The 13,156-nt window shown below is 63.0% G+C and carries 10 protein-coding genes and 1 tRNA gene; 7 read left to right on the top strand and 4 right to left on the bottom strand.

Annotated features, from left to right (window positions below; genetic code table 11):
• Positions 1 to 108 precede the first annotated feature (108 nt).
• From CGK93_RS04405 to CGK93_RS04420, 4 genes are all read right to left on the bottom strand, one after another.
• Positions 109 to 4,659, bottom strand: coding sequence for an ExeM/NucH family extracellular endonuclease (locus CGK93_RS04405; protein ID WP_157731603.1), 4,551 nt, complete (start codon positions 4,657 to 4,659; stop codon positions 109 to 111).
• Positions 4,660 to 4,826: 167 nt separating this feature from the next.
• On the bottom strand, positions 4,827 to 5,318 hold the full coding sequence (locus CGK93_RS04410) for a septum formation family protein (RefSeq protein WP_157731605.1): 492 nt from the start codon (positions 5,316 to 5,318) through the stop codon (positions 4,827 to 4,829).
• A gap of 164 nt (positions 5,319 to 5,482) precedes the next feature.
• Positions 5,483 to 6,268 carry a VOC family protein gene (locus CGK93_RS04415; RefSeq protein WP_089593767.1) on the bottom strand — a complete coding sequence of 262 codons (786 nt, stop codon included), beginning with the start codon at positions 6,266 to 6,268 and terminating at the stop codon, positions 5,483 to 5,485.
• 206 nt (positions 6,269 to 6,474) lie between these two features.
• A tRNA-Ser gene (locus CGK93_RS04420) sits at positions 6,475 to 6,562 on the bottom strand.
• A 102-nt stretch (positions 6,563 to 6,664) separates the two neighbouring features.
• Between CGK93_RS04420 and CGK93_RS04425 the strand changes: the two genes are divergently transcribed.
• The 7 genes from CGK93_RS04425 to CGK93_RS04455 all read left to right on the top strand — a co-directional run bounded on the left by CGK93_RS04425 (position 6,665) and on the right by CGK93_RS04455 (position 13,049).
• Positions 6,665 to 7,648 (top strand): NAD(P)H-quinone oxidoreductase, encoded by a 984-nt coding sequence (locus tag CGK93_RS04425; RefSeq protein WP_089593768.1) that lies wholly within the window; start codon positions 6,665 to 6,667, stop codon positions 7,646 to 7,648.
• A 30-nt stretch (positions 7,649 to 7,678) separates the two neighbouring features.
• Positions 7,679 to 8,221, top strand: coding sequence for a PadR family transcriptional regulator (locus CGK93_RS04430; RefSeq protein WP_089593769.1), 543 nt, complete (start codon positions 7,679 to 7,681; stop codon positions 8,219 to 8,221).
• Positions 8,222 to 8,423: 202 nt separating this feature from the next.
• Positions 8,424 to 10,694: a carbon starvation CstA family protein gene (locus CGK93_RS04435; protein WP_089593770.1), complete on the top strand. Its 2,271-nt coding sequence runs from the start codon at positions 8,424 to 8,426 to the stop codon at positions 10,692 to 10,694.
• Positions 10,694 to 10,885 carry a YbdD/YjiX family protein gene (locus tag CGK93_RS04440; protein WP_089593771.1) on the top strand — a complete coding sequence of 64 codons (192 nt, stop codon included), beginning with the start codon at positions 10,694 to 10,696 and terminating at the stop codon, positions 10,883 to 10,885. Before CGK93_RS04435 ends, CGK93_RS04440 begins: the two co-directional genes overlap by 1 nt.
• Before the next feature lie 84 nt (positions 10,886 to 10,969).
• Positions 10,970 to 11,623: a bacterial proteasome activator family protein gene (locus tag CGK93_RS04445; RefSeq protein ID WP_089593772.1), complete on the top strand. Its 654-nt coding sequence runs from the start codon at positions 10,970 to 10,972 to the stop codon at positions 11,621 to 11,623.
• An 8-nt stretch (positions 11,624 to 11,631) separates the two neighbouring features.
• Complete coding sequence (locus CGK93_RS04450) at positions 11,632 to 12,072, top strand: hypothetical protein (RefSeq protein WP_089593773.1); 441 nt, start codon at positions 11,632 to 11,634, stop codon at positions 12,070 to 12,072.
• A gap of 137 nt (positions 12,073 to 12,209) precedes the next feature.
• A complete protein-coding gene (locus tag CGK93_RS04455; RefSeq protein ID WP_089593774.1) occupies positions 12,210 to 13,049 on the top strand; it encodes an aldo/keto reductase in 840 nt (279 codons plus the stop codon).
• The last annotated feature ends 107 nt before the right edge of the window (positions 13,050 to 13,156 follow it).

Here is a 13,156-nt window from a genome sequence, read left to right on the forward strand (position 1 = left end):
CGGATCGGCTTAGCGTTCATCACAAAGTCTTAGCGTTCAGCACAAAGGCAGGGCCCTCACGAAGAGAAAGTTCGTGAGGGCCCTGCCTTTTAGGCGTTCAGGGGGTTGCTAGCCCCGCAGGCACCTCTGGTACTCCAACCAGGCGAACGCATACCGCAGCCAGCCCACGATGTCGTACCACTTGGACGGCTTGGTAGGGGCGGTGCACTGTGGCGGGTTCGGGCCGCTTTCAGCCACCTTCACCAGCGCCTTCACCACGGTTCCGCTTTCGACGGCGGTGAGCACCAACGTGCCAGTGCCGGCCGCTGCCGAAGCGGGGACCTTGAGGTCCACCGTGGCTGCACCTGCTGTTACCGGTACGGATCCGAGCGTCACCGCAACACCCTTGCTGTCAACAAAGACGGCGTTGAGGGTGGCGTTGGCGGGGCTGCCGATCGATGTCAGGTTCAGCTTGGAGACAGCCAGTGTGATGGGTTCGCCGGCCTTGACCCCGGCTGTGGTGGAGTTCACCACAGCGACGGAACGGCGGGCAAAGTCCGGCGACACCGGCTTGTGCTCCTGCAGGTATTTGATCCAGGCGTCCCGGTCCACCAGTCCGGTGTCCTTGGTGTTGCTGCCTTCTTTGAAGATCCGGAAGTTGTCACCACCGGTGGCAAGGAAGCTGAACGTGCCGATCCTGTACTGCTTCGAGGGATCGATGACGGCGCCGTTCACCCAGATGCCGGTGATGCGGTCCCCTGCCGGACGGGCGGCGTCGTAGGTGTAGTTGATGTTCTTGGACAGGCCAAGCTGCTGGTAGGGGCGGCTGGGCACGGTTCCGTCAGCGTTGGTCTGCCACTGCTGCTCCAGGAGCGTCTTGAACTGGGCACCTGTCAGGGACGTGGTCCACAGGTTGTTCACGAACGGCAGGACCGCGTTGGCCTCGGCGTAGGTGATGGTGCCATCCGGGGCGTAGTAGAGCTCGTTACGCAGGCCGCCGGGGTTCACGACGCCGATTTCCGCCGCACCCAGTTCGGGTGCCTTGAGCGTCTCCACCAGGGAGTCCGCCACCAGGTTGCCCAGCGTGGATTCGTTCGCGCGATCGTCCCGCTTGGGGGCGCCGCCGGCAGGATCCGGAGTGAAGGCGGTGGTGATATCGGCAGTCACTGCGCCAACGGGCTGGTTGCCGATTTCAGCAGCTTGGGCCAGTGCCTTGTCCACAATGGTCTTCACTGCAGCCACCCGCGGGTAGGCAGCAACCAGGCTTTCCGCGGTGTCGGTGGTCCGATCCACGATTGCGGCCTTGTATGCGGTTACCGACTTGCTGGCGGTGTCCACAGTGAGCGTCACGCTGCCCACGTTCTCGCCGTAATTACCGGTCTGAACGATGGGACGGGTCTTGCCGGTCGGCTGGCCGTTGGCGTCCAGTACCGGTGCGTCCCAGGCGTATTCCTTGTGGGTATGTCCGGTGAAGATGGCAGCAACGTCGGGAGTGGATTCGTTGACCAGCTTGGCGAAGGGTCCGCCCGCGGCAACTTCCTGCTCCAGCGTGGCACCCTCAGGAGTGCCGGACGCGGCGCCGTCGTGGTTTTCCACGATGATGAGGTCGGCCAGATCGTCGGCCTTGATCTTCGCGGCAACCCGGTTGATGGCCTCCACAGGATCCCCGAATTCGAGGTCCGAGATTCCGGCTGGGGTCACCAGGGAAGGAACTTCCTGGGTGACAGTGCCGATGACGGCCACCCGCATGCCGTTCATATCCAGCACCTTGTACTCCGGCAATACCGGCGTGGTGGTGCCCTTTTGGTAGACGTTCGCACCGAGGTACGCGAACTTTGCGTTGGTACCTCCGGCGACGACGCGGTCGCGCAGGTCCTGCCAGCCGCCGTCGAACTCGTGGTTGCCCACAGCGGAAGCCTGCAGCTCCAGGGCGTTCAGGACGTCGATGGTGGGCTGGTCCTTCGCCACTGATGAAGCGAAGAGCGAGGCGCCGATGTTGTCGCCGGCCGAGATGAAGGCCGTAGCGCCGGGGGCAGCTGCCGCGCGGAGCTTCTCCACCGTTCCGGCAAAGAGCACGGTGTTGGTGTCGATGCGGCCGTGGAAGTCGTTGATCCCCAGGAACTGCAGGTCAACGCTTGCGGGTGCTTCCGTGGTCAGGTTCAGGCCCACCACCACAGGATCGTGGTCGCTGGCCCGGAACTCGTCCGCGGCATAGTAGTTGGTCACATTGTTGTTATACCTGCTGTACTCCAGTGCGACGGACTCCACGGAGTTGATGTTCCAGATGTCGGTTCCGGTGACGGCCTCGGCAGCTGCAGGAGATGCCAGGATGTGGTCCAGGGAACCCACCATGCCGCCGAACAGGTACGAGTGCTTGCCGGTGCCGGCTTCAAGGTCCGTGTAGCCCGCGCCCGTCAGGACATTGATGGGGTCCTCCTTGGCGTAGGCGTTGAAGTCACCGATCAGGAAGACCTTGTCCGTGCCCTTGGACGCCTGAAGATCCTTCGAGAAGGCGAGCAGCGATTCAGCCTGCTTGGTGCGGGCAATGTTCGAGGCACCCTGGCCCTTGTCGGTATCGTCCGGGGTGGCGGCCGAGCCCTTGGACTTGAAGTGGTTCACGATCGCGACGAACTTCTTGTCATCGGCTCCGCCAACAGGTTTGAAGACCTGGGCCAGCGGCTTGCGTGCGCTGGCGAATGCCACGGTGTCGTTATGGATGATGGACTCGCCCACGGGCTCAGCCACGGCCTTTTTGTAGATGAACGCAGTGCGGATCATGTCTTCATCGCTCAGCGGGGGAGCGTTGGCGGGCGTCCGCACGTAGTCCCACACGCCAGGTGTTTTGACGTTGAGGGCCTCCACCAGCTTGGACAACGCGTAGTCGCGCTCCTTGCCGAACTGTGCGGAGTTCTCGATTTCCTCGAGGGATACGACGTCGGCGCCGGACTTGGTGATGGCCGCTACGATCTTGGCCTGCTGGCGCTCGAAGTTCTCCGCATTGGCAGCACCGCGGGCGTTGCAGCCTTCCTTGACCGTGATGGGGTTGCCCTCGCGGTCGGTATAGAAGACGCAGCCGGCCAGTTGGTCACCGGTGGTGGGGAAGTAGTTCAGCACATTGAAGGAAGCGAGCTTGAGGCTGCCTCCCACATCGGCGGGACCTTCGGGCCGGGTACCGGCGAAGCTGGCCGGTTGGACCGAACCAGCGTTGGCCGGGTTGAGTGCGGTGAGTGGCTGGAACTTCCAGGAGTTGTTGCCGTAGCCCAGGATGACGTCGGTCCGGAACTGGGCGGGCGAACCCACACGGACAGGATCCGAGGTTGTCAGGTACGGCAGTTGCTGGGCCTTGGTGGTCGCATCCTTGAGGAAGTTGGTGGACGCGCCGTCGTCGAGCTTGATGCCCCGCAGCGCGTTGTCCGCCACCACGGCGGCGTATTCCGGCGAGCCGTAAGCGGCCACGGCCGTGGGCTGCACCAAGGGCGAGGTCCCGGCCGCGAGGCCGATTTCGCCGTACTGGTTCAGGGAGTAGTTATCCGTGACCGTGAAGTCGCCCTGGGGGGCTACGAGCATGCCTTCGAGGCTTTCCCTCGCGGCCTCATTCGCCGGCAAAGCAAACGGCGTGGACTTGACCTCGGGGGCCGCCTCAGCGAGCTTCTTCAGTCCTGCAGCTTCAACCGTGAGCTGGGTCTGGTTGGCGAATTCGCTGACGACACCTGTGAGTTCCAGGTAGTCGCCCGGCTGGACGGTTCCGGTGGTCGTGGGTGAGTACACGAACAAAGCGTCCGACGACGTCCTGGCCGCCCCGGCAGTATCGCCGCCGGTTCCGGGGGTCTGGACGTAGTAGCCGTTGAACCCGCCGGTCGCGTACAGGGCGGTGACCTTGCCGCGCGTGGTCACGGTGCTGCCGACAAGGGGGCTCGCCGTACCCGTTCCCTGGATGTCTGCAATGGCCTTGACGCCGGGCTCCGGCTCCGGATCCGTGGGAGGGGTTCCACCGCCGTTGGAAGCCGTGGGCGTGATGGTGGCGTTCAGGCTGAAGTCTGTGGCGTTGGAGTCCGTGTCTGCCCCGTTGGTACGGTTCAGGCTCTTGACGTCCGAGTTGCCGCTGGGTGCAGTTGCCGCAGCGGTTTCGAAGGTGTTGGAGGTGCCATAGCCCAGGAGGTCGGCGACGGCGGCGTTGGCCGTCACTGATCCAGCCGGCAGCGGGGACACAGCGGTGGCCTGCTTGGCCAGGACCAGCGTTCCCGTGGTTCCGCTGGGGTTCAGCGTCCCGGTGGCTTGGACATCGGCCGTGGGCAGCGCCGGGGCGGTAGAAGCCCCGCTGTTGGTGGCTCCCTGGACCAGGAAGTAGCCCTTGGCGGGGATGCTGCCGGTCAGGGGAGTGATCCCCGTGGGTGCGGCGGTGGCTGTTCCTGAACGGTACTGCAGCGACCAGCCTGCCAGGCTGACCGGGGAGTCCGAGGAGTTGTAGAGCTCAACGAACTTGTTCTTGAACGCGGCGCCGGCACTGCCACCGCTGAGGTATGCCTCGTTGATGACTACCGGCGATGAGCCGGCAGGGGCGGACGGATCATCCGCCGCCATGGCCGGAGCGGCCGTCAGCGGGCGGCAAGCAACCCCGCTGACAAGACCGTTCCTGCCAGTACTTTCCACTGTTGTTGGTGCATCCGCTCTAACTTTCATTAGGGGACCCTGTGGGGCCCTTTGGACGACGCCCACAATCTTGTGAAGTGGGCGCTGTTCCGGAAGTTACTCCGGGGTAAACCTGGTGCTCGGGCATAGCAGAACACGATGGAATGAATGGGAGGTGGACCAAGGATGGCCGCAGGGTTCCCCCGGGCACTCCAGCGTTACTTGGCAGCGCCCTTCAGGGTCCCTGTGGTGGCGGCTCCGGCTGCGCCACCGATCAGGCAGACGATCTCGCGGTCTCCGTTTTTCCAGGAATCACTGGTGGGGTGGAGGAAGGTGACGTCGAGCTCGGATTCCTCGAACGGCAAGCCAACAAATGGCGCGAACTGGGCACCGCAGTACTCTTCAGCCTTGGTGCCCACCTCAGTGTCGCCGGGGAACGCAGACGCGTCCATGTTGGTCAGTGCGTAGGCCTCGAGGTCGTGGCTCTGATCGCACGGAATGATGGTGACATCCATAACTTCCTGGCTGTCCGGATTGGCGATGCAGTCGCCCAACTTCACCTTGAAGGCATCGGCTTTGGACGATTCCGTAGGCTTTCCTGAGTCATCCCGCTTGGCGTCGCCGCTGCTGATCAACGAACAGCCCGCCAGCGCGATCGACGCCATGCCCAGTACGGCAGCGGTCCTCAGTCGTCGTGAAAAGTGGTGCATGTGGGTCCTCATTCCCCGCGGGATCGCAGGCAACAGGCCTGCGATCGACAGTGAGGGACCAGACAAGGACCCACGCCGGCTGATCCCCCAACGCCGGCAATGAGCGGATCCGGCCGGCCACCCCTGGGTAGAGGGCAGCCGGGCAGACCCGATGCGATGAAACCCTAGGCCGTTTGGCCCAAGTCCTGGATAACTTTGAAAACAGCTCCCGTGGGGTCCTGCACCGTCGCCAAACGACCAAACGGAGTGTCCTCTGCAGGTTGGGTAATGGTAGCGCCCAGGGCCGTGGCTTGCTCCACGGTGGCGTCCGTGTCCTCCACAGCGAAGTAGACGCTCCACATGGAGGGGACCTGTTCCGGAAGGAAACCGGAGGCATCCATGATGCCCGCCTTGGCGTCGTCTCCGGCGCCAAGGGTGGTGTACCGGAACTCCGGAGTATCGCTCATGACGTCCGTGTCCCAGCCAAAGACCTCTTGGTAGAACGTGACCGCTGCCTCGTAATCCTTGGAAAGGAGTTCATGCCACGCGGGAGCACCGGCCTCAGCCGCCAGCTCGTATCCCGTCATTTCACCGAACTCCCAAGCGCCGATGGACGCGCCTGAGGCATCACCGTACATGGCCATGCTGCCCTGTTCGGGGACTTCCATGGGTTCCAGATACACCTGGCCTCCGTGGGCGGCTGCTGCCTCGGTGGTTGCCTTGATGTCATCGGTGCGCAGGTAGGTGGACCAGACATCCGGCATGGCGCCCATGTCAGCCTGCTTCGCCATGATGCCCGCCACCATCCGGCCGTCCTTCAACGCCGTGATGTAGCCGCCGTACTTTTCCTCATCCCCGGTCTCATACGTCCAGCCGAAAAGCGCACTGTAGAACGTCTTCGCTTTCTCAGTATCGGACGTCATCAGATCAATCCAGCAGGGTGCGCCGGGAGTGATGTCAGGCTTAGGCATGGGTCAGGCTCCTGTTGTTATTCCGCGGCGAAAGCTACGGCATATGTCAGTGGTGTGGAGACAGACAGAACACTATGCGGGGGGTCTGACACTTTCAATGATCTACCGGGTGTCAGTTCTCAGTTGCGCGTGCCCGGCGGCCGCACGGAACAGCATTTAAGCAAACAAAGATGCCCCGGGTCCTGGAACCCGGGGCATCTCATTTGCGGAAGGTAAGGGATTTGAACCCTTGGTACGGGGTTACCGCACACTGGTTTTCAAGACCAGCTCCTTAGGCCGCTCGGACAACCTTCCTCGCCTAGTAGTGTTTCATAGGGAGTTGGCTGTTCCAAAACATCACGTCCTCCAGCCCCTGCCCCGGGGGTTTGAGGACCAGCAAGAAACCGGGAGTTCGTCATGAAAGCCGTCTACATCTCAGAGCCAGGCGGGCCCGAAGTCCTCGAAATCCGAGAAGTCCCCCCACCGGTGCCAGGCGCCGGCGAGGTCCTGATCGACGTCGTGGCTGCCGGCCTGAACCGTGCGGATGTCCAGCAGCGGCGCGGCTTCTACCCGCCACCGCCAGGCGCGTCCGACATTCCCGGGCTTGAGGTCTCCGGCCGCATTGCAGCCTTTGGTCCCGGCGTCACCAAGGCGTTCTCCGTGGGGGATAAAGTCGTTGCGCTGCTCTCCGGCGGAGGCTACGCCCAGCAGGTGGCCGTACCCGCGGAGCAGGTCCTGCGGATTCCCGAAGGCGTTGACCTCATTACCGCCGCCGCCCTGCCTGAAGTTGCCGCCACCGTCTACTCAAACCTCATCATGACCGCACAGCTGCAGCCCGGGGAGACAGTGCTCATCCATGGCGCCACAGGCGGCATCGGCACCATGGCCATCCAGTTGGCCAAGGCCTACGGCGCAACGGTAGCGACCACTGCCGGAACCGATGAGAAAGTGGGAACCGCAAAGGCCTTCCTGGGTGCCGACATCGCCATCAACTACACCGAAGAGGACTTCGCTGAAAGCCTCAAGGCGCACAATGGGGGCAAAGGCGCGGACGTGATCCTCGACGTCGTGGGTGCCAAGTACCTCCAACAGAACGTCGACGCGCTCGCCGAGTACGGCCGCCTCATCGTCATTGGCCTGCAAGGCGGGACCACCGCCGAGATCAACCTGGGCCAACTCCTCAGCAAGCGGGCGGCCGTGATTGGTACGGCGCTTCGGCCGCGGTCAGTGGCCGAAAAGGGCATCATCATGTCCGCCGTCCGCGAGTCGGTGTGGCCGATGCTCACCGACGGCAGGATCAGGCCGCTCGTGGCCAAATCCTTCCCACTGGACAATGTCAAGGAAGCCCACCAGTATTTCGACTCGGGCGAGCACGTAGGCAAGGTCCTGCTGCTCCTTTGATCCGTCCGTCCAACCGCAGCGAGGAGCCATATGTCCATCCGGCACAGCCTGCTGGCCCTGCTCCAGGACCAGCCCCGGTACGGCTATGAGCTGCGCGTCGAATTCGAGGACCGGACCGGTGCGGCCTGGCCGCTGAACATCGGACAGGTTTACACCACCCTGGACCGCCTTGAGCGCGATGGCCTGGTCAGTAAAGACGGCGACGACGGCGGCGGCCACGTCATCTACAGCATCACTGACGCCGGTGCTGGGGAAGTCGAGGCTTGGTTTGGCGGCGCCGTGGACCGTGGCGCCCCGCCGCGGAACGAGATCGCCATCAAACTGGCCCTTGCCGTCACGCTGCCCGGTGTGGATACCTCCGCGGTGATCCAATCCCAGCGTGAGGTGTCCGTCAGGGCGTTGCAGGAGCACACGCTGGCGAGGAAGGCAGTGTCCGCCAACCAACGTTCCGTGGACACCGCCGGGCTGCTGGTGCTTGATTCCCTGATTTTCCAAGCCGAAGCTGAAGTGCGCTGGTTGGATCTGTGTGAAGCGCGCATGGTGCAGTCGCAGGCCAACGGCGGAGCCAACTAGTCTCCTCCGGTGCGTGGAGCATGGTCATCCGCCGCAAGGCTGTGACCGTTCACCGCCGCTTTGTTCCGCGTTGGCGCGTGCCCCCTTTACTTGTCTGTGACGGTTGTTACTGTGCTGGAAGGCAACCGGCGATGCGGTCCCCACCGCGAAGATCGCCACCAACAGCGGCACCCATCACTGCAGCAGTTCTCAAGGAGGAGATATGGGCAAGGTTTCTGACAAGACCGGACTCGCGGAAGGACTGGATCCTACGCTGCCTTCCCCGGCCGTGGAGGACTCGGTCCGGGAGGCAGAAGAGCGTAAGTGGACCCCGGCCAAGATCGGGCTGTGGGTGGCGATCTCGCTGCTGGGAGCGGTGGCATGGTTCATGCTGGCGCTGGTACGCGGCGAAACCGTGAACGCCATCTGGTTCGTTTTCGCAGCGGTATGCACCTACCTGATTGGCTACCGGTTCTATTCCAAGGTCATTGAGCGCTACTTGCTCAAGCCGGATGATCGCCGCGCCACTCCTGCCGAGTACAAGGCTGATGGCAAGGACTATGTCCGCACTGACCGCAACGTGCTGTTCGGCCACCACTTCGCCGCCATTGCCGGCGCGGGGCCGCTGGTGGGACCAGTCATCGCAGCCCAGATGGGCTATTTGCCAGGCACCATCTGGATCATCATCGGCGTCGTTCTTGCCGGTGCCGTGCAGGACTACCTGGTCATGTTCTTCTCCATGCGCCGCGGTGGCCGTTCCCTGGGCCAGATGGCACGTGAAGAACTTGGCGTCATTGGCGGCACAGCGGCCCTCGTGGCCACCCTGCTCATCATGATCATCATTGTGGCCATCCTGGCGCTCGTCGTGGTCAACGCCCTGGGCGAGAGTCCGTGGGGTGTCTTTTCTGTGGGGATGACCATCCCCATCGCATTGTTCATGGGCGTTTACCTGCGCTTCATCCGGCCAGGCAAGGTGATGGAGGTGTCCATCATCGGCTTCGTCCTTCTGATGGCGGCCATCATCGGCGGCGGCGCGGTAGCCGGAACCGAATGGGGTGCAGCCTTCTTCCATCTGGACAAGGTCACCATCGCCTGGGGCATCATCATCTACGGCTTCATTGCTGCCATCCTGCCGGTGTGGCTCGTCCTGGCCCCTCGTGACTACCTCTCCACCTTCATGAAGATCGGCGTGATCGTGATGCTGGCTTTGGCCATCATTGTGGTTCGTCCGGAAATCACTGTCCCCGCGTTCAGCGAGTTCGCGAGCCGTGAGAACGGCCCCGTTTTCTCCGGGGCGCTGTTCCCCTTCCTCTTCGTCACCATTGCCTGTGGTGCCTTGTCAGGATTCCACGCCCTTATTTCCTCCGGCACCACGCCCAAGCTGATCGAGAAGGAACGGCAGACGCGCTTCATCGGCTATGGCGGCATGCTCATGGAATCCTTTGTGGCCATCATGGCCCTGGTAGCTGCCATCTCGATCGACCGCGGCATCTACTTCGCCATGAACGCACCGCTTGCCCTCACCGGAGGCACGGTCGAATCCGCAGCGCAATGGGTGAACAGCCTCGGCCTGGCCAACGTGAACATCACCCCGGACGTGCTGGCCCAGACGGCCAAGGACGTAGGTGAGGAGAGCATCATCTCCCGATCCGGTGGTGCACCCACTCTGGCGGTCGGCTTGGCGCACATCATGCAGCAGTTCATCGGCGGGCCGGGCATGATGGCCTTCTGGTACCACTTCGCCATCATGTTTGAGGCGCTCTTCATCCTCACCGCAGTTGACGCCGGTACGCGAGTCGCCCGGTTCATGCTGCAGGATTCCATCGGCAACTTTGTTCCCAAGTTCAAGGAAGCCTCCTGGCGTCCCGGCGCCTGGCTGTGCACCGCCATCATGGTGGGTGCGTGGGGTGCGGTGCTCCTGATGGGTGTCACCGACCCCCTGGGTGGCATCAATACGCTCTTCCCGTTGTTCGGCATCGCCAACCAACTCCTGGCGGCCATCGCGCTGGCGGTGTGCCTGGCCATCACTGCCAAGCGGGGTGTCTTCAAGTGGCTGTGGATCGTGGCGGTACCTCTGGCCTTTGCCGCAGTAGTGACCATTACTGCCAGCTTCCACAAGATCTTCTCGCCGGTTCCCGCAGTGGGCTACTTCGCCAACAACCAGGCATTCTCCAAGGCCTTGGCGGACGGCAAGACGGAGTTCGGCACGGCAAAGACCGTTGCAGCCATGGAAGCGGTGGTCCGCAACACCATGATCCAGGGCGTCCTTTCGGTCATCTTCGTGACGTTGAGCATCATCGTGATTGTCGCCGCCTTGCTGGCAACCATCAAGGCCATCCGTGCAGGCGGCGGAAAAGACCATGAGGATCCGGCCCTGCCATCCAAGGTGTATGCCCCGGCCGGACTGATCCCCACATCAGCGGAGAAGGCCCTGCTGGCGGAGTGGAATGCCCTGCCTGCAGAGAAACGAACGCAGAAGGCCGGGCATCACTGATGAATGCGGTGGCCAAAGGGCTTCGCGGGTTCGCCAGCTACATGGGCTCACTCATGGGTGCTGACGCCTACCGCAAGTACCTTGAACATTTCAATGCCAGCGGCCACACCGGTCCCGCCATGACGGAACGTGAGTTCTGGCGGGACCGGATGGACCGGCAGGACAGCAATCCCCAGGGCCGCTGCTGCTGACGGAGAACCAAGTTTCGCTACGAACGAAGTCCAAAATGAGGGACTGGACGGGGGTTCGCGTGAACCCCGTGAGAGTATGAACAAATGAGCGATCTGAACGACATTCAGCCCACGGATGAGGCTTCGGACGACACCCCCGTGGAGGGAACCATGCTGGAAGAGGGCCTTAGTAAGCCCAATGGCCAGCAGCCCGGCGGGGGAGAGCCCGGAACGGATGCCAAGCCCAAGGGCGGCAATCTTCACGAACTTGTTGACGAACCGGCCAAGGTGATGCGAATCGGCACCATGATCCGCCAGCTCCTGGAGGAAGTTAAAGCCGCGCCCCTGGATGACGCTGCACGTGGGCGCCTCGCCGAAATCCATGAGCGCTCCATCAAGGAACTCGAGGATGGGCTCGCACCTGAACTCATCGAGGAGCTGGAACGCATCAGCTTGCCGTTCCCCGATGAACAGGCGCCCTCCGATGCGGAACTTCGCATCGCCCAGGCACAGCTGGTCGGTTGGCTGGAAGGCTTGTTCCACGGTATCCAGGCCGCCATCGCAGCTCAGCAGGCTGCCAAGGACCATGCGGCCGCTCAGATGCAGCTTCGCCAGCTCCCGCCGGGAACTGTCATTGCGCCGGGCATCGTCATTGGCGAAAATGGCCAGCCGCAGCGTGCCGCAGCTCCGGGGGCTCCTGGTGCTGCTTCGCACGGCCGGCCGGAAGACCCCGACCACGGCCCGGGTCAGTACCTCTGAGTTCGCACGTGGGTTTCTTTGGGGCCGTCCGCCAAGGACGGAAAGACGATCTGGAGCTCGGTAAGGGGTTGTGGCGACGCGCCCACGACCGTTTCCACCGTGGCCTGGACCGGTACCACCAAGTTCTTGAGGGCGTTGACGATGACCAGCTCTACAACGAGCTTGTGCAGATCGCCAATGAGCTTGCCGAGTTGTCTCCGCGCGTGAGGACCATTTGCGTCGAGGCGCAAAGACGCTCCCCAAGCGACGGCCTGGATGTTCCGGGGGCGCTGGCAGGGGTGCATCGCGCGTTGTCCAAGGCTGGAAATTCCCTTGCGACCACTGCGGAGGCGGCCGCTATGTTGAGGTTGGCCGTCGGCCCGGTTCCTGTGGGGGCACTCTCTGTGAGGCGGCGCTCGGAGTCCGTCTTCGAGCAAGTGGCTGATGCGGAGCGTCAGCTCGGAGCCTGACGGGCCGGGGGAGAGATGCAAGGCGTGCGCAACTACAAGCGTGCGCCTTTATTCCTCCTTCACAAAAAGTTAAGCGCATAGCTGATCTCCGTAACATTCCGGGCTTTTCACAGGTTCTTGCTGGCAGTATGGCAAACATGACTTCGTCACCAACACTTACTTTCAACGACGGCAACACCATCCCCCAGCTCGGCTACGGGGTGTGGCAAGTTGAAGACGATGTAGCCGAAAAGGTGGTGCGCCAGGCTTTTGAAGCCGGCTTCCGCCACATCGATACCGCCAAGATCTACGGCAACGAGGCAGGCGTCGGCCGTGCCATCGCCTCCTCCGGCCTTTCCGCCGACGAAATCTTCATCACCACCAAGCTCTGGAACGCAGACCAGGGCTACGAATCCACGCTCGCAGCCTTCGAGGAGTCCATGGACCGCCTCGGCCTCGAGACCCTGGATCTCTACCTGATTCACTGGCAGCAGCCCAAGCAGGAGAAGTACGTTGACACCTGGAAGGCGCTGATCGAGCTCAAGAAGCGTGGCCGCGTCAAGTCCATTGGTGTCTCCAACTTCACCAAGGAAGGCCTGCAGCACATCATCGATGAAACGGGGGTTGTTCCGGCCATCAACCAGGTGGAACTGCACCCGTTCTTCAACCAGGCTGACCTTCGCGAATTCAACGCCTCCAAGGGCATCCTGACCCAGGCCTGGTCCCCACTGGGCCAGGGTGGCGAACTGCTTGAAAGCGCCACGGTCGCTGAGATCGCCGCCAAGCACGATGCCACGCCCGCGCAGGTGGTCATCGCCTGGCACCTGGCCATCGGCAACGTGGTCATTCCCAAGTCCGTCACCGAGTCCCGCATCCAGGAGAACTTCGCGGCGCTCAACGTCACACTGGACGCCACCGATATCCAGGCCATCAACGGCTTGGACCGCGGCGCCGAAGGTCGCATCGGACCGGACCCGGCAGTCTCCGACTTCGCTTAAGTCCCAAGCCTGACCTTGGTGCCCCGTCCCCTCCTTGGGGGCGGGGCACCTGCCGTTAAGGCACGACGCCGGCATCCGCCGTCGTGACGCAACGCACCTCCGTCCGT

Origin of the sequence: Arthrobacter sp. YN, from assembly GCF_002224285.1 — a bacterium.
GTDB lineage: Bacteria > Actinomycetota > Actinomycetes > Actinomycetales > Micrococcaceae > Arthrobacter.